Annotated in this window: 18 protein-coding genes, 4 pseudogenes and 2 riboswitches; of the genes and pseudogenes, 1 reads left to right on the forward strand and 21 read right to left on the reverse strand. The window is 41.8% G+C overall.

Features of this window, described 5'->3' with window-relative positions; all coding sequences use genetic code 11:
- Window positions 1-25 precede the first annotated feature (25 nt).
- From KFE17_08555 to KFE17_08595, 9 genes and pseudogenes are all read right to left on the reverse strand, one after another.
- Entirely contained in the window at window positions 26-1,039 is a 1,014-nt protein-coding gene (locus KFE17_08555; GenBank protein ID QUO30962.1) for a sensor histidine kinase, read from the reverse strand.
- A complete protein-coding gene (locus KFE17_08560) occupies window positions 1,036-1,704 on the reverse strand; it encodes a response regulator transcription factor (GenBank protein QUO30963.1) in 669 nt (222 codons plus the stop codon). Before KFE17_08560 ends, KFE17_08555 begins: the two co-directional genes overlap by 4 nt.
- 76 nt (window positions 1,705-1,780) lie before the next feature.
- A complete protein-coding gene (locus KFE17_08565) occupies window positions 1,781-1,957 on the reverse strand; it encodes a hypothetical protein (protein ID QUO30964.1) in 177 nt (58 codons plus the stop codon).
- Window positions 1,958-1,981: 24 nt separating this feature from the next.
- Complete coding sequence (locus KFE17_08570) at window positions 1,982-2,401, reverse strand: nuclear transport factor 2 family protein (GenBank protein QUO30965.1); 420 nt, start codon at window positions 2,399-2,401, stop codon at window positions 1,982-1,984.
- A gap of 12 nt (window positions 2,402-2,413) precedes the next feature.
- Window positions 2,414-3,001 carry a DUF2812 domain-containing protein gene (locus KFE17_08575; GenBank protein QUO30966.1) on the reverse strand — a complete coding sequence of 196 codons (588 nt, stop codon included), beginning with the start codon at window positions 2,999-3,001 and terminating at the stop codon, window positions 2,414-2,416.
- Window positions 2,998-3,321: a PadR family transcriptional regulator gene (locus KFE17_08580; protein ID QUO30967.1), complete on the reverse strand. Its 324-nt coding sequence runs from the start codon at window positions 3,319-3,321 to the stop codon at window positions 2,998-3,000. Before KFE17_08580 ends, KFE17_08575 begins: the two co-directional genes overlap by 4 nt.
- A 433-nt stretch (window positions 3,322-3,754) precedes the next feature.
- On the reverse strand, window positions 3,755-4,378 hold the full coding sequence (locus KFE17_08585) for a VanZ family protein (GenBank protein QUO30968.1): 624 nt from the start codon (window positions 4,376-4,378) through the stop codon (window positions 3,755-3,757).
- Between the two features lie 129 nt (window positions 4,379-4,507).
- Window positions 4,508-4,801: pseudogene (locus KFE17_08590) on the reverse strand (hypothetical protein).
- Between the two features lie 750 nt (window positions 4,802-5,551).
- Window positions 5,552-6,253: pseudogene (locus KFE17_08595) on the reverse strand (recombinase zinc beta ribbon domain-containing protein).
- On the opposite strand from KFE17_08595, the pseudogene KFE17_08600 reads away from it, so the two are divergent.
- Window positions 6,252-6,797, forward strand: a pseudogene (locus tag KFE17_08600) (HAMP domain-containing histidine kinase). The pseudogenes KFE17_08595 and KFE17_08600 sit on opposite strands and share 2 nt — an antisense overlap.
- A gap of 36 nt (window positions 6,798-6,833) precedes the next feature.
- On the opposite strand, the gene KFE17_08605 reads toward KFE17_08600, so the two are convergent.
- The 12 genes and pseudogenes from KFE17_08605 to KFE17_08660 all read right to left on the reverse strand — a co-directional run bounded on the left by KFE17_08605 (window position 6,834) and on the right by KFE17_08660 (window position 16,872).
- Window positions 6,834-7,187, reverse strand: a complete 354-nt coding sequence (locus tag KFE17_08605) for a stathmin-1-A (protein ID QUO30969.1) — start codon at window positions 7,185-7,187, stop codon at window positions 6,834-6,836.
- Window positions 7,188-7,191: 4 nt separating this feature from the next.
- Window positions 7,192-8,778: pseudogene (locus KFE17_08610) on the reverse strand (SrtB-anchored collagen-binding adhesin).
- Window positions 8,779-9,396: 618 nt separating this feature from the next.
- A complete protein-coding gene (locus KFE17_08615) occupies window positions 9,397-9,888 on the reverse strand; it encodes an NUDIX domain-containing protein (GenBank protein ID QUO30970.1) in 492 nt (163 codons plus the stop codon).
- Window positions 9,885-10,541, reverse strand: a complete 657-nt coding sequence (locus tag KFE17_08620; protein ID QUO30971.1) for an HAD family phosphatase — start codon at window positions 10,539-10,541, stop codon at window positions 9,885-9,887. The genes KFE17_08615 and KFE17_08620 overlap by 4 nt, the downstream gene beginning before the upstream one ends.
- The gene (locus KFE17_08625) at window positions 10,531-11,172 is read right to left on the reverse strand and encodes a thiamine phosphate synthase (GenBank protein QUO30972.1); all 642 of its coding nucleotides are present in this window, start codon (window positions 11,170-11,172) and stop codon (window positions 10,531-10,533) included. Before KFE17_08625 ends, KFE17_08620 begins: the two co-directional genes overlap by 11 nt.
- An 11-nt stretch (window positions 11,173-11,183) precedes the next feature.
- Entirely contained in the window at window positions 11,184-11,987 is an 804-nt protein-coding gene (gene thiD, locus KFE17_08630) for a bifunctional hydroxymethylpyrimidine kinase/phosphomethylpyrimidine kinase (GenBank protein QUO30973.1), read from the reverse strand.
- Entirely contained in the window at window positions 11,984-12,658 is a 675-nt protein-coding gene (locus tag KFE17_08635) for a TenA family protein (GenBank protein QUO30974.1), read from the reverse strand. Before KFE17_08635 ends, thiD begins: the two co-directional genes overlap by 4 nt.
- Window positions 12,659-12,724: 66 nt before the next feature.
- Window positions 12,725-12,822: riboswitch (TPP riboswitch) on the reverse strand.
- Window positions 12,823-12,881: 59 nt separating this feature from the next.
- Window positions 12,882-12,981: riboswitch (TPP riboswitch) on the reverse strand.
- 57 nt (window positions 12,982-13,038) lie between these two features.
- The gene (locus tag KFE17_08640) at window positions 13,039-14,448 is read right to left on the reverse strand and encodes a relaxase/mobilization nuclease domain-containing protein (protein QUO30975.1); all 1,410 of its coding nucleotides are present in this window, start codon (window positions 14,446-14,448) and stop codon (window positions 13,039-13,041) included.
- Between the two features lie 88 nt (window positions 14,449-14,536).
- Complete coding sequence (locus KFE17_08645; protein QUO30976.1) at window positions 14,537-14,827, reverse strand: hypothetical protein; 291 nt, start codon at window positions 14,825-14,827, stop codon at window positions 14,537-14,539.
- Between the two features lie 85 nt (window positions 14,828-14,912).
- Window positions 14,913-15,257 (reverse strand): plasmid mobilization relaxosome protein MobC, encoded by a 345-nt coding sequence (mobC, locus tag KFE17_08650; protein QUO30977.1) that lies wholly within the window; start codon window positions 15,255-15,257, stop codon window positions 14,913-14,915.
- Complete coding sequence (locus KFE17_08655; GenBank protein ID QUO30978.1) at window positions 15,254-15,952, reverse strand: hypothetical protein; 699 nt, start codon at window positions 15,950-15,952, stop codon at window positions 15,254-15,256. Before KFE17_08655 ends, mobC begins: the two co-directional genes overlap by 4 nt.
- Window positions 15,952-16,872, reverse strand: coding sequence for a DUF4316 domain-containing protein (locus KFE17_08660; protein ID QUO30979.1), 921 nt, complete (start codon window positions 16,870-16,872; stop codon window positions 15,952-15,954). The genes KFE17_08655 and KFE17_08660 overlap by 1 nt, the downstream gene beginning before the upstream one ends.
- Window positions 16,873-16,878 lie beyond the last annotated feature (6 nt).

The raw sequence follows: 16,878 nt of genomic DNA on the forward strand, positions 1-16,878 counted from the left end.
AAATGTAAGAAGTGCAGGACCGCAATCAGCCCTGCACTTCATGGATCAGACAGTTGATGTGAAACGCCAGGGAAATGGCGGTTCCTTGTTCCGATGATTCTGCCGCAATGCCAATGCCCAGCTTTTCACAGAGCCGTTTGCATAGGTACAGGCCAATGCCTGTGGACTGCTGGATCATACGACCATTCTGACCGGTAAATCCCTTTTCAAAGATACGGGGCAGATCGGACGCAGCAATCCCGATTCCATTGTCCTCCACGACAAGAATAACCTGATCTTGCCGTTTATGAGTAGAAATGCGGAGAACCGGTTGTTCCGTACGATACTTGACCGCATTGGCAATCAGTTGGTTCAGAATAAAGCGCACCCACTTTTCATCTGAATAAACCGTGTCCTGCATTTCCTCCACTTCCAGACGCATACCACCTTGGAGCAGCAGATATTTATTATCTGCAATCGCCTGATGCACCACTTGGGACAGTGCCATTTCCCGGACAGAATAATCTTTCTCTGTATGCTCACTGCGGGCGTAATAAAGAGCTTGTTCGGTAAAGCGGTTGGTCTTTTCCAGTTCCAGCAGAAGTTCCTTTGTCCAGTCCGTCCGGTGGTTTTCACATAGGAGTTTCATGGCAGTAATGGGCGTTTTGATTTCGTGAATCCATTGCTCAATGTATTCTTTGTACTCCAGGCGTTCCCGCTCGACTTCTCCAATCTGTTCCAACATGGATTTTCCAGCCATTTTCAAAAGCTGATAGTAAACCTGATCCTCGGCCTGTTCCGGCAGCTCCATCACTTCGGAAATAAGGTATCTTTCGGAAAGCTGCTCCGCCATATCCAGAAGTTTTTTCATCTGCCGCTTCCGTTTCCAGTAAGTGAGGACAAGTCCCGTCAGCAAAATCAATGCCCATACAATCAGGATCAATACTACTGCGGAAACCGAATTGCCGCACACCAGCAAAAATACAGTGAGTGCAGCCATACAAACAAGGTTCGTCAGCAGAAATGGAAGCCTGTTTTTCCAATATCGTCTGCTGTTCATATCGTGTACCCCTGTCGGTGCTTTGTCTTGATAAAATCCGTCAGGCCGATGCCCGCCAGTTTCTCCCGGATGCGGTTGATATTGACGCTCAAAGCATTGTCATCCACATATAGCTGATTATCCCATAAATATTCAATCATATCTCCACGAGAACAGATTTTTCCTCCGTTCTTGAACAGGTAATAGAGAATTTTCAATTCGTTCTTGGTAAGTTCTACGCTCTGTCCATGATAGTCCAGACTGCTGGATTCCAGATGCAGCACCGCATCTCCATAGACGATCTGTTCCCTTTGCTGTGTGGGATAGACTTTTTTCAGCAGAGAAGCAATTTTCGCAAGCAGGATCGCTGTGTTATAGGGCTTCGTGATAAAAGCGTCTCCGCCCAGCATAATGCTATTCAGCTCGTCCATATCTGTGTTGCAGCTTGTCACAAAGATGATTGGCACTTCGGAAAATGTGCGAATCTCGGTGCAGAGAGAAAAGCCACTGGTCCCCGGTAGCTTGATGTCCAGTATAATCAAGTGTGGCTGCTCAGCTTTGATCTGATCGATCACATCGGAAAAATCCTCCGGAGCCACCGTTTTATAGCTGTTGCTTTGCAGCAGCGTTTTCAATTCATTCCGTATTAACGGATCATCTTCTATTATCAATATTTTTTCTTTCATATCAGCCTCCGTGAAAAAAATACGATATGCAGTTGCTCATTCTCCCATTGACATTCAAATAAGTCAAGTATATATGTTAAAGCAAACTACCCTTTAACCCTTTTTTGAAAACCAGTACAGCTCTTTCGGTTCCCCAAAAAGACATCGTAACAAGTCGATAGCTTTCCTTTTCCATTTCTTCTATTTTTGCATTGATTTTCTCAGTTACATTTTCCACGGTAATTCCTTCTACTAATTCTGTCCGATACATCATATTTTTACCTCCATAAGCACTCAATCAAAACCAATTCGCTTTTTCTGCTCTGAATTGAGGGGTATCGCCTTCCTGGTATGGATTATAGGTATTGCGATTACACCCAAATTCTTTCAACGACTTTATTCTATTATCCTCTATCCATTCAACCAGCGAGATTCCATCAAATTCCTCTATACTTCCATTGTTCATTTCATTTTTGAAATACCACTCTACAATCGTTTGATCTCCCTTATGAAAAAATTGCTTGATTTCCCAAATAACCACCTTGCCACGGGTATTCCATTCCTGAAACCAATGCTTTACTGTTTTTCGGTTGTTATACTGGGGACTCCAGCTTTCTGTATAGATCACATCTTCTGTAAAAATATCATCAATCCCCATATCCTGCTGATTGAGCCACATATCAAACCATAATCGGATTGTTTTTTCTCGTTCATTCATGATATAAACACCTCACCATTCTTTTGTCTTACCTTCGCGTTTGTTCTGCATAACCTGGGTTTGATATACGAGAACAGGAATCAGAGAAACCAGGGCAAGCACACCAAAAACTACCGAACATTTTGCAACCGCAAATATTGCGAACATGAGCAGTATCAGCAGCCACGGATTACGCAGATTTCTGTAATAGTTTTCCTTGTCCTCATAAGAAGTATGAAGTTCAAATGGCTTACCGTCATTATCTTTTTCTACAATCAACAATTCCCGATTAAAGGTGGTGGCATTTGTTGCTATGCGTCCGCCTTTTTCAGCCCATGGCCGTAGGCGTACTTTACCAACAGAGTAGTTCAGGTTGATGTTTTTATAAAATACTTTGTAACCCATCCCCTCTAAAAACTCATGATAATCGGACGCGTCGGCCTTCGATTTTTGCCCGATAAACTCTACACAGTATTTTACCTGATCCGGTTTACACGCCTCAAATTCATACAACATTTTTTCCGCCCGAATCAAACGATAGCCCTTTTCAGACATTTTATTCAGCCAATGTTCCTGGGCAGTAAACAAACCGCCAAAGAAACGATAATACTTTTTGCTCATACTGCACCTCCAATAATTTCATTAGCTACGCCTACAAGTTCATTGAGCCTTATCAGTTCCTTTTCTGCAATTTCTTTTCCTTGCGTTGTAATGAGATATTCTTTTTTCCGTCCCGCACTATCTCCAAAAGGTGCAATCCAGCCTTTTTCCTGCAACGAGTTCAACGCACCATATAAAGTACCTGCCCCCAGCGTAAGCCGCCCTTTTGTATTATCTTCAATAAATTGCATGACAGCATATCCATGTTTCGGGGTATAAAGGGAAAGCAAAATAAAGAATGTCACCTCTGTGAGCGCACCGCCTTTCGCATTGTCTCGCATAACATCTGCCTCCTTATTACGGTTACTGTAATAAATATATCACTAACCGTAATAGAAGTCAATAACGATCCAAAATATAACAGAACGCTAAGCTTTATGATATAGCAACTTGTTCATAATAGCAAAAATTGGTCGGGACAATAAATTTACTGTCCTGACCAATTTCTCATAAAAAAGCGTCTATCCTGTCCACTACAAAGACATATTTTTATATGTATAATGATTTCATTCCACAAAGAATAAAACCCGCCGGATCAGATCCGGGATATTGACCGGGGCGGTAATATAGTCGTTCACGCCCTCATGTCGGTAGTTGGTCGCTCCTTTTTGCTCATAGACATAGAAAAAGGACAGTCGATTTTCTCGGATGCCCTTGTGGGTAGGGTACTAATTTTTGCTGTGTACTGCTAGATAAAATGTTTTTCTGAATACTTTATCCGATGTTCAGTACATCATGGATTACCCAAGGTTGAACTGTAACCATAACCATAAATATATAAATTACAAACAAAAGTACTTCGACCGTACCATTAACATTCTCAGATTGAAGTTTTTTTCTAAAATTATTCGGCAAAGCTTTTGATAGCAGATAATAAATCCAATATCCCAAACAGGCTCCAGCCGTATTTATAATAAGGTCATTTATATCCGATGAACCCCAGCCAAACATCTGAACAATTTCAACAGATAAAGAGAATAGAAAGCCAGTTAATGCAACGGTCTTTATGTGATGATACCTTTTATACAGAAATGGCAGGAAAACTCCTAACGGTACAAATAAAATTAAATTAAGTATGGTATCTATTGGTCCGGTTATCATACCAAGAAACGGAATCAGGGAAATCTTTGGACTAAATGACATTGTGCTTGTATAGCCAATACCTGCTACGGTTAAAATTCCAAATAGATAATAGCAAAACACAAATACAGCGGTAATATGAAGAAAACTTTGTTTTCTTCCCGATTTTTTAAGATATAAAAAATACAATAAGAGAACTGGAACTATAAACACATACCCACTAATTGAACGGATAAGAATGTCAGAAATTGATAACATATTTTTCACTCCTTTACTTGCTATCAAAATTGTTTTTGAGTATATTATACATGCTAGTGAACCAAAAATAAAGTCACATATTATTAAGTTTTTCTTCAATTTATCTGAATACTTGTGCTTGCACCTACATCATTTCAGTCTGTCGGTGGCGTTGTTCTCTTTGGCATATCGTCGCGCTGCTTCCCGGCGTTCCTCGCTGTATGGGGCGGTCAGACGGAAAGAGAAACGCCCCTTTGCAATATCAAACTCCATGCAGCCCGTTTCGTGGTCTGTGTCGGTCTGGTAGCACTCGTCGGGGTACTGCTCGGCATAAGCGGAAAGTCACCTTTTGAGGTTGGTGTTGTGGGTGCGGATATGGATAAGGGGATCTTTCTCGTCAAATCATATATCAGCGGTCTTTTCCTGTTTGGTAAGGTGTGACAAGAATTGAATACCGTTCCATGACAGACTCCTTGTTCCAAAATATATTGCATTAGAGCATTCTTTTGTTCCTCGTTAAGATGCAGAAATAACTTTTCGCCAATCTGTTTGCCGGATTCTTCTATATCAAAAACAGCTAATGTCCCATTACATCATCACCTCCGTAAAATTTTTCAATTACTCCACAAAGAACAAAACCCGCCGGATCAGCTCCGGGATATTGACCGGGGCGGTAATATAGTCGTTCATGCCCTCATACCGGTATTCATATTCCGTGGCAAGGTCGTTGTTCTCGGTGAGGATAAAGAACGGCAGAATAGGCAAATGTCCGCGAAATGTTACAACGGACAAAAAATTTTATTTTTTCGCATTTCTCTGCTATAGCAGTTCAAAATAATAACTCTATTATAGGCAGTTATCAAAGGTTTATCAATGCGGCAACTGTAAACAGATCCTCTGCCAAAGACTCTTAAAACTACTGGCAAGCAATGCAATCTTACGTAAGATTGCGTATTTAGCAGGAATCCCGTTTCCGGAATTCCTGCTAATGCTTGTTGGTGACATATCCCCAAACCCCTGAGATCATTGCCGGTGGCAATGGCTGCGCGTTCCGTTGGAACGCTGAAAACCAAAAGCAGACAAATCTTATTGACGGGATTTTTCTGTGCTGCGCTGCGGTTGTGCTGATTGTAGTTTACGCAAATTGTGATATGTATTCCCCAGTATATATGGGGAGTTAGAAATGTATTGAGATTAGATAGCCTTTTTCTCCAAGTCCTCACAGTAAACGCTTGAAAATAAATGTTCCAGCTCATTTCCAAAGTTGTATGAGATTTTAAGTTTGCGGTTTTCATAAACTGTTATCTGGTCTATCATTTCCACAATAATATCTCTGTCTAATTCTTCAATGTCTTTCAGTTCCAACAACCGCCTTAACCACGGTGTTTCAAAAACATCTTCTGTTACACTTTCCTTTTTCTTTTCTTCCAGCGTTTCAATCTGTTTGGAGTAAAGCGTTTCTTTTTGTTGATAGTCCTCTCGATAAGAAAGAAATTCTTCTTTAGAAATCAGTTCGTCTTTGTAATCTTCATAAATTGACTTTTTCAACTTCTTCACTCTTTCAAGCTCTGCTTTTAACTTTGTCAGTTCTATGTCTGTTGATTTTCTGATTTTTGTTGCTGTGAAAGATTGTGATTTTACAAGTTCCTGCAAGTTCTCTACATTGCGGATAATCTGCTTTAAATCTCCCAGCACAATATCATTCAATACTTGAAACGGGAGCGTGTGCGGAGTGCAATAATCTTTTCCACTTCTTTTGTAAGTTCCACAATAGAATGAATAGGACTTACTTCCGTCAGCACGTCGCCAGAAATTTTTCATCATTGCCCGACCACAATCGCCACACTTGATAAAACCTGCAAAGATATTTTTATTTGTTTCTAAATCAATATCCCTAAAAATCATTAAGGCAAAAACAGATTATCTCACGGATTTAGTACAAGAGTTTTATGATTTATCTGTGATAGAAAATGAGCAAGTTGATGTTGAATGTGAGCGTGTTGACATAAATAGAATTGTTACAGATTGCTTAATTGAAAAGTATTATGAATTTGGAGAAATCCAACCAACCATTCAAACAGAAAATACTCCTGTATGGATATACGGAAATAACCTTATCTGTAAACGAATTATTGAAAATTTAATTGTAAATGCACTTCGTTATTCAGATAATTACATTGAAGTTTCTATCAATCAAAAAGGAGTGTTCACAATTAAAAATTCAACAAAATCCCTTGATGATATTGATGTAAACTTATTATTTAACAAGTTTTATACTGTTGATAAATCACGCACCAAAGGAAGTTCTGGTCTGGGCTTGTATATTGTAAAGGAATTGCTGAAAAAGATTGACGGTAAAATTGAAAATGTAAGTTACGAAAAAAATATTTTGTCTATTAGCATTTGTTTTCCCTTGTATAATGATAAAAAGTTACTGTGATCAGAACATCTGAATACAGTAACTTTTTTAGTAGCTTTAACTCTCTTTTATAAGTTTTTCAAAATATTCTCTTTTCTTCTCTGGAAGTTGATTTAAAAATTCTTCCAGCCATTTTTCTTCTTCTTCTAAAATTCCCTCGTCCTCATAATACTCTGGATATTCCAAATATATTTCATGTTCTCTTTCTTCTCGTTCTTCGTCAGCTTGTGCTAAGTCCATATATTTTCCAATAAGGAATTGAAGATATTGACTATACCCAAGAGAACTAACTAAATAAGTAATTCGTTCATAGTCTTTCAATGTCATTTCTTTTTTTCCAGTTAAAAGGTCATGGTCGTAAGAAGAACAAACTTCTAAAAATTCCTGTTCCTGCGTTTCTGCTTTTTTCATTGTTCATACGGAATTTTCCATAAGGTAAGAGGTCAGCAGAAGTAGAAGCGATACCCTCAATATCGGTACGAATTATCTTTACCACTTCATTTTTCTTGTATAACTTGCCCTCAACCAATACCGCATTATCATTTAAGGAAATGATGTCAAAGGCAGTATCTTTCAAAGTAGCACTTCCTTGTGGCTTTGTATCGCCCGTTTCTAAATCTCGTTTCTGAATTTTGACACCGCCACGGATAACCTTGTCTGATACGGAAAACTGGTTACTTCCAGTAAGTACGGCAAGGTCGCCGTCCTCTGTAATTTGTGTAAGGTATAAGCCCTTAATCTGTTCGGACTTATCGCCAGCCTGCATATATGCACCGTCCAGCAAGTAACCGTTTGGAGCTTTTGTTTCTTCTACGGTTAGTGTTCCAAGTGGAAGAACTGCCTTGCCGTCCTGCATATAGAAACTGTCGCCAGATACTTTGTATGTGTCCGCTAATTTTGTAACATAATGGATTGTACCGTCGCTGTCTGTTTCGGCGATTGTCTTTGTAACCCATGTTCTTGTAGCTTCGGCAGGGAGATTGTCTTTATTGTAGAAGCCAGTATAATACTTCCATGTAAATTCCGCACCTGCTAAAGAAGCGTTCCCCTGCGGATTGTCTTTCTGTGTTTCCATATCAATCTTGAAGAGTTCAATCAAAGTGTCTGTTACCTTTGGTGTATCTGATACGTTCAAGGTCGCTGTCTTTCCAGCTTCAACCTTTAAGGAATATATATTTGTATCAACCTTATATCCTGCTGGTGCGGATAATTCCTTGATATAGACTGTGTCAGCCTTTACCTCTACGACATCTGTATTTCCGTTTTCATCAGTCGTAAGGGTGGCAAGCTGTTTCGTGCAGTCCTTATCAGCAAAGACACCGTATGTCGCACCAGCGATAGAGTAATTCCCGTTACCGTCTGTAATGCTGGTATTACTGGAAGTCTTTTGAAGTTTCGCATTTCCAACATTGAGTTTCGCCCAGAATTGTCCCAATTCCTGCCCCTCGCCAGAGTAGATATAACCGCCACATTCATAGCGTCCTTTATTCTCTTTGACAAAGGCTCTTGCACCAGAGAAAACTTCGTCCTGCGTAGCTTTTGGAATTTCATCATAAGAAGCTCGCACGTTGTCGCACTGCCAGCCAAGATGTACGCTCAATCTCTGCCAGACCACACATTGTTCCAACAGATAGACTTGCTTGTAGTTCAATTCCTTGTGAGTTTCGCCATACTGTTTGACATACTCTAAGGATAACGCCACATCTGAAATCTGGTTGGCACTCATACGTGAGCTTGCGTCAGCTCTGGTCTTGTAACCATTCTTAAAATCTGTATTGATGTCGATACAATAGGCAGTTTCGCCCTCGACTTTCATATAGCCCTCATTGAATGTCGAACCGATAGAACCGTCATTCATTACTTTTTCAATGATACCGACACGCTCTGCACTTTCCGTCCAGTATTGCTTACTTTCTGCATGGACGGGTGTAGTCGGTAAAGCAGTAACGACAGTTGCAAGAGCTAAGAAGCCCGTACACAATCGTTTTAACATCTTTTTCATAAAATCTAATGCTCCTTTCATTTTGGGTATAAAAATAGACGCTCATTTCTGAACGTCTACATTATTGAAAGGCTTGTCCTCTCACACATATTCTATTTTAATAGGTACAACAGTTGCCTTTCTCCTTGTATTTTCGTTGTTTTCATCACTTGCGTTATCTACAACCTCCATGTGGTGGGGAAGAAATCTCTAATAGATATTCCACATTGGCCCGAACATTATGAAGTTCTTTCATATCATTTTTGGCCTGCTTATAGGCAGAATAGGCTTTCCGTTTTTGTTCCAGAAGATCGGTGTATTCCTCTCGGAGAGATTTGACAGAGGGGAGCTTTTTGATTCCCAGTTCGTCAAAATGATTCTTCGCTGTCTGGTGCAGTAAGATTTCCGCCTCATGTGCAACACGGAATTAAAAGGCTGAGCGCCAGCGGAAAAGATACCTCCTGTCTACGCATTTAGGGCGTTAAAAGTCCACGGAAATCAAGGGTTTTTCCGCATGGCCGGCAGGCAGGTGGATAAAGTTATCCTGTTCCCCGCAAAACGGGGTTCTAAATGCGGGAAAAAGGACAAAAAAGAAGCGCCAGATGCAGAGGCTTTGATACCTCTGCGCCCGGCGCTTTTTCAGCCTATTAGCTGATCTACATAGGTAATTAGAGGGTGCAGATGTTTCAGGCGAAACATCTCAAATAACTTATCTGGATTTACCCATTGAACATCCACAACTTCTGTTTCCTGTAAACGCATTTCTTCAATCTTTATATCCTTATGAAATAGCCAAACATCGTAAAAATCCTGCACATTTTCCCGTCTGCTCTGATAAATCAATTTTTCACTTCCGGGAGTAAGCAGTATTCCTAATTCTTCTTTTACCTCTCGGATTGCTCCTTGTAAACTGGTTTCCCCGGAAAGTACAGAACCACCCGTACATTCCCAATAAAGAGGGTATTGCTTTTTCGGATGCCGCTGTGATAAAAGATACTGCCCCTGCTGGTTGACGATCCATACACTCACAGATAAATGATACAGCCCTTTGGGTATGATTTCTCCACGGCACACTGTTATTCCAGACTTTTCCCGTTTTGCATTATATAAATCCCATTTTTCCATTTTCATACCTCTTTGTGTGGGATCGGTGCTTGCCGAAAATCAAGTAAGTAAATATCCGCAATCCTTTCTATTTCTGTACGCTGATCTGCGGAATACTTATCATAAATCCCGCCTGCTAACATACGGGCTGCCTTTGCGCTTTTAATTGCTGGAAGCACATCATCAAACACAATACAGTGTTCAGGTGCAACCCCTAATTTTCTTGCGGCCAATTCAAAGACATCCGAATATTCTTTTCCCCGCTGAACCTCATCTGTTGAACATAGAGCGTCAAATAATTCTAAAATAGAATTGTTCTTTAAGCATGGAATATAGAGCTTTTCCGGCAACCCCGTAGCAACTGCAAGTTTTATTCCATGTTCTTTTAAGCGCAGAAGATAATCAAGGGCATGGGGCAGCAGACCGACATGGTTACTGTATTCCTCGACCGCCATATTATTCCATTCCTCAATAATTCCCTCTACCGTTTCCTGCAATCCAAAAAGATCAATGGTATATTGTGCGGCTTCCTCAAAACTCCTTGCACATATTTCAGTTACATAATTTTCCGGGACAGGAAGATTTCTCTTTTTCAAAAACTGAATATCTATATGCTCCCATACATCCATTGAATCCAGAATTGTTCCATCTAAATCAAAGATTGCCGCATTAAAATCCATGTTTCTTTTCCTTTCCGCAAAATAAATCTTTCAGTTCCGCAGCAGCAGCTTTTATATCGGACTGCGCTATGATGGCAGATACAACAGCCAGCCCGTCAATTCCCATGGGCTTGAAACGCCCTGTATTTCCTTTATTGATACCGCCAATAACAACGATCGGCAAAGAAACGGCTGTGCGGATTTTCTGTAATTCCTCCATTGATACAGAATCAGCGTCGGTTTTAGTTCCAGTAGGGAACATTGCGCCAACTCCCAAATAATCTGCACCATCCTGTTGTGCCTGTATTGCTTCTGCAATGGAAGATGCAGATACTCCCAACAGCATATTTTCCCCAATTACTTTGCGGACGGCAGCCGCAGGTAAATCATGCTGTCCAATATGTACCCCCGTAGCCTGCACAGCCATTGCAATATCTATCCGGTCGTTTATGATAAGGGGAATATGGTATTTATCCGTAACCTGTTTCACGGCAACAGCCTGATTGTAAAATTCTAATGAGGACAATTCTTTTTCTCGGAGTTGTATCATTGTGCAGCCTCCTAAAATTGCCTGTTCTACCGCTTCTGTCAGGCTATCGCAGCTCATTAGTTGACGATCAGTAACAAGATAAAGTGTATAATCAAAGTTCATTTTGCACCTGCCTATTCTTTAGATAAACCATGCTGATACAATTCGTAGAAATGGTGCGTTGGGCCACAGCCTTTTCCAATCGCAAGAGAGTGTTCGATTGCCATTGTGACATAAGCCTTTGCAGATTCGACTGCAAGCGGAACACTTTTTCCCTTTGCAAGCTGGGAAGCGATTGCAGAAGAAAAGGTACAGCCTGTCCCATGAGTATTTTTCGTATCAATGCGGGATGTTTCAAAATGGTAGAAATTTTCTCCATTAAATAGGACATCAACAGCATTTCCTATATGATGTCCACCCTTGACAACAATCGCCTTACAACCCATGGCATATATTTTTCTTGCGGCAGCCTCCATATCTGAAACTGTGGAAATCTGCATATCTGCTATTTTCTCTGCCTCTGGAATATTCGGAGTAAGTACATCGGCCAGTGGAATTACTGTGTCTATCAAGGTGGAAACCGCCGTAGGATTCATCAATGGGCAGCCATTTTTGGCATACATAACCGGGTCGATTACGACATTTTGGGGCTTATATTGTAATAGTTTCTTTGCCACCGCTTTCATACATTCTGGTGTAGAAAGCATACCGATTTTTACTGCGTCCACTTCAATATCTTCAAATACGGCGTCAATCTGTTTTTCAATCATATCCGGGGTAATATCTTGGATGTCGATAACACGGCTGGTGTTCTCTGCAACAACAGAAACAATAACACTCATTCCAAATACACCGTGAGCAGAAAAAGTTTTCAAATCAGCCTGAATACCTGCACCTCCGCTGCAATCTGATCCGGCAATGGACAATACTTTTTTCATTTTGCATTTTCCTCCATTCTCTCGTTCCGATAGGCCATCTTCCAAAAAGCAAGCTCTAACAAACTTGCTTTTTCAAAAATATCAGCCAGATACTTTTTATTTGCTACTGATAACCCGGCACATTTATGCTCTGCAAAAGCAGACCATTCTTTGCAGCTTTCTGCATATTGTTCATCCGCATAATCTTTGATAAAGTCCCAATATCTTGACTGTCTGCTTGTAGGAACAGCCGCCAATTTGCGGAATATATAGCTGTAACTTAGCATACAGGGAAGAACCGCCATTAAAATTTCTTCATTCTTTCCATGTGACGCAATCTCAAACATGAAATCAATGTAATTTTGATTTTCAGGCAGAGGAGCGATCAGTTCAATATCATTATCCGTCATGCAAAATTGCTTTAGATAATCCAGACGCACTTCTGATTCCGTATCATTTACAAAATTCAGCATGGAATAGTAAAGCTGAATTTCTCTTAATGTATCAGCATGAAAAATTGCCTTGCCGTATATACGGGCATAGTTTTTCAGATAGATACTATCCTGAATCATATATCTCTTGAACTTTTCAAGAGGTAGCTTTCCAGTTTGCACTTCCTGCACAAATGGGGTAGCTGCACATTCTTCCCAAATGGGGATGTTGCGGGTTAAAATGTCTTTCATAAATGCCATGTTTGTTCCTCCTAAAATAAAAAAATAGAGCCTCTAAAACAATTAGAAGCTCTTTCAGACGCAATACGAGCGTAAGAAATTGCTTCCCTACGCCGGTATTAGCCGACAGGTCCAGAGGTCAGGTCTTACCTTTTTCAACTTGTTCAGTTCCCTCGCAAACACATATCATATCTTATTCAATTAAAAAGGACATTCCCAAAACAGAGAATGTCCAAAAAATACGAATCTGTATTCTTTAGCTCCCTGCGTTGGTATTAGCCAACAGGTTCAAAGGGTCAGGTTTTAACCTTCTCAACTACAAGGTAGTCCCCCTGCTTGAGTATTATTATAGTTAAGAAGTCCCGGAAAGTCAAGGTCTATAGAATTCAAGTTAGCAAACCTTATTGACGGGATTTTTCTGTGCTGCGCTGCGGTTGTGGTGGGGAAGAAATCTCTAATAGGTATTCCACATTGGCCCGAACATTATGAAGTTCTTTCATATCATTTTTGGCCTGCTTATAGGCAGAATAGGCTTTCCGTTTTTGTTCCAGAAGATCGGTGTATTCCTCCCGGAGAGATTTGACAGAGGGGAGCTTTTTGATTCCCAGCTCGTCAAAATGATTCTTTGCCGCCTGGTGCAGCAGAATTTCAGCTTCATGTTCTGTTCGGAATTTTTTGCTGTACCCGGCTTTGCGATATTCTACATAGACAGCCCGCGTTTTCGCATAGTTTACGATCTGTTTTTGCAGCTCGGCATTGGCGTTCATTTTTGACTCCAGATCTTTGATCTGAACGGATAAGGTATTGAAATTAGTGGTAGTGGCGTTGGCTTTTTCCAGAAGATCCTCATAACCCATATCGCCATGTTCTTTTAAGTAGAGCACTGCCTGAGAAAGCTGCTTTAGGTTGAACACTTTTGCCCAGCGCTCATAACCAGGGCCCTTGCCGGAACGGATTGCAACTTCAATATCAACCAGCAATCCAACTTTGGAAACCGTTTTTTTAGAAAAGGCATGGCGGGGTTTTACTGTCCGTGTACCGGCAATCCGTTCTTTGATGGCTTGTTCTGTATAATCGCCTTTGAGCGTATCGCATCGGGTATAATTTTCTTGTCCCGGAACTCGGAACCGAAGATGTTTTCTTTCACGGTTGACTTCCAGCCCAGCAGTTTCCAGCTTCTGTAGAAGTTCCTCAAAATCTTTTGGCTTTTCCTCTAATGCAGCATCAATAGCAATGCGTATCTGCTCCTGAAAGGAAGGCTGCTTTTTATTCCCCAGCCATGTGCCATAATGCTCCCGGCTGGGTTTCGGATTTTCTACAATCGAAAGTCCATGTTCCAAACACAGCTTGTCATTCATTCGCCGGATTGCCCAGGTAGAACCCCAGAAGTTGCGAAATTTTTTCTGACAGTCCAGTGTAGTAGAGTTGATAATGATGTGATTATGGACATGGTGCTTATCCACATGGGTGCAGACAACAAAGGCATGGTTTCCTTTTGTGAGCTTCAGTGCCAGCTCCCTGCCGATCTGATTAGCTTCTTCTGGCGTAACTTCGCCGGGCTTAAATGCCTGACGGAGATGGTAGGCGATCACATCATCTGCACCCTGATTTCTGCCGGTCAGATTTGCATACTGTCGTTTGGACAGAAGAAACTCTGCATCAGCAAGCCGGGTATCACACTCATAGCCATAAATGAATTTTCCAAAATCGGTTTTCTGCGGATTTTCTACATAATCAATAATATCTGAGATCGCAGTAGAGATATTCCGACCTTTTCCTACATGCAGAGGCATCAGTCTTGTGGTCGCCATTTTCGTCACCTCCTTAACTTAATTTCAATCAGAGAAGTTATAATTGCAGAAAAAGAGCGGGGCTGCCTATGCGCCCCGCCAAATCTGCTTAACCAAATATAAAATCCTTTAAGGCACTGTTTGTCCCACCAATGATCCCTACCAGCCATGCAGCCGCCAGAGGCAGACCGTATGGACTGATAAGAAAGGCGATCATAAGCCAGGCAAGACCCGGCAAAAATCCTGCGACAAAGAACAGCACCAATGCTGCCAAAAAGATGATCCCGGAAAGAATCCCAAGTACCGCACCGGAAAGGACCACCAAAAATTTACATACCAGATAAAGAATCCCCGTAACCAGCATAAAGGGAAGTGCCAGTAATTTACCTATCAAACGCATACGCTTTGCCTCCTTTCAGAAGGGCATCTGCCCTTATAAAAATTTTACCGTGACGGCAAAAAGAAAGCAACGGCTTTCCGGCTGTTTATGAAATGTTTGCAAATCCCCGGATCAGTTTGTCCATGCCATCCCAAAGGCTGTCCAGACGGGTGCGGATGTCATCTATATCTGCGGCATAAATATTGCCGGTCTCATTGGCCCGTCTGGTATATTGGTTTAAGTTATTGGAACAAATGCGGAGAAGCCGGATCATTTCCTGAATATCTCCCATATCAAGGTGAATGATGTAACCGTCTACGGCCATCTTTCGCAGATATGCCGACAGGTTGGTAATGCCAAGTTCCGCCATGCGTTCTTTTACCAGTTCGGCCTCCGGTTCGGACATGACAAATTCGACGCGGACGGATTTTTTGTTATGCCCGCCCTTCATCGTTCCAACCCTCTTTTATGAGATGAGACCTCCTGTGTTGAAACCACCGTCTTTGCTCTTTTGAGTTTTTCCCGCAAGGTGGTCTTTTCCAGCTTATCAAGATATTCCTCCAGATTTCCGGCTGTCGCATGATAGCTGCGTTTGAAGCGTTCCCGTTTTAGAATCATCATCAGCTCCGGCTCATTTTCCGGCAGATAAGTCATTGTTTTAGGGGCTCCATGCTCTGGCATAAACCGGTTCATAAGCTGTCTCCGTTCCTGATAGGGAATCGTGATAACATTTCCATCCGCAAATGCAACGGCTACATTTCCGATTGGACAGGTCAGCTTTTTCATCCGTTCCACATGTTCTCTATAATTTAGCGGATAGAGATTGCCAAATATTTTTCCGTCCCTGACTTCTTTCAAAGAGATGGCATAAGCCAAAACGGGATCATTTGTCTGTTCCTGGTAAAACCGCCACACTTTATTTTCATGGCTTCCATCCAGATAAACTTCCCGTTCGCGCAGGGTATAGGTTCCGCAAGGGCGTGACATCCAAAGAAGCTGTTTATCCTCTGAACGGTCTGACACAGCCAGTTTTGAAATCAGTTCCTTATCCAGGTCAAAGTCCTCTTTATAATGTTGGGTATGAAGATCTACGATACGGGAAAGAGCACCCAAAAGATCTACATCCTCAAATCTTACCCCGGCCATCAGCGTTCCCTTTCCGGCACAGGAGGGATCATCTGCCTTGCTTCATGCTCCGGTTTGTCTGCTTTCAAACGGTCCATCAAAGACGGCTTTGCTTCCGGCACCAGCTCCCGGATTTCTTCATCCGTCTGTCCGTCTGTCAGATCCGGGCGCACAGGAGGTTCGTTGTTCAGCCTGCCATCCAGCATATTGTAGTTCCCGGTTTGTCCTTCCTCATAAAGTTCCGCATTGCGAAGATAACTTTCCGGCGCCTGAAACGGCTGTCCGGCAAACAGGATTTCTCTTTGGGTGGTAAACTGTGCAAGGACCCCATTTTGCAGTCTCGCAAATTCTTCATACTGGCGCAAGGTAAGCCCTCGTTCCAACATTTCCGTCTGGGTATGCGCCCAGCCTTCTCCATAAAGAAAATAATACATATCGGGCTGATCACAGACAAAACACAGGGAACCGTCCTGATTGTCATAGTAAGATGGCTGCATATCCTGATAATGGCAGCGTTCCTCACGCCCCAAATATACACGGTTGTCTGCACCCAGCATAGCGACCATGCCTGCGTAATTACTATGAACCGCAGAGCGGATTTCTACCAGCGGATCTGTTTGAGAAGGAATCTGTCTGCCCGGAATCTCATTTTGTTTTTCCGCTGCATCATTTCTTGGTGTCACTTCTTCATGGCTGCGTGCATCCAGCTCCGGTTGAGATGTTCCTTTCCGAACAGCACCGGGTTCCGGTTCTTTTTCTTTCACATAGTATCGGACATTTGCCGTCGTATGCTCGTTGGCTTCCTTTGCATAGTTTTCAGCATCGGCTTTGCTATCAAATTCCAACGGTTTTCCATTTTCCTTGCACCAGCTTTGTGCTGGTCCGAAAATAGAAGTGCTGCTTCGTACCGCCCATACACCATAGGTCAGTTTCTTTTCCATTCCGCA

This window comes from Faecalicatena sp. Marseille-Q4148 (assembly GCA_018228665.1).
Lineage (GTDB): Bacteria > Bacillota > Clostridia > Lachnospirales > Lachnospiraceae > UBA9414.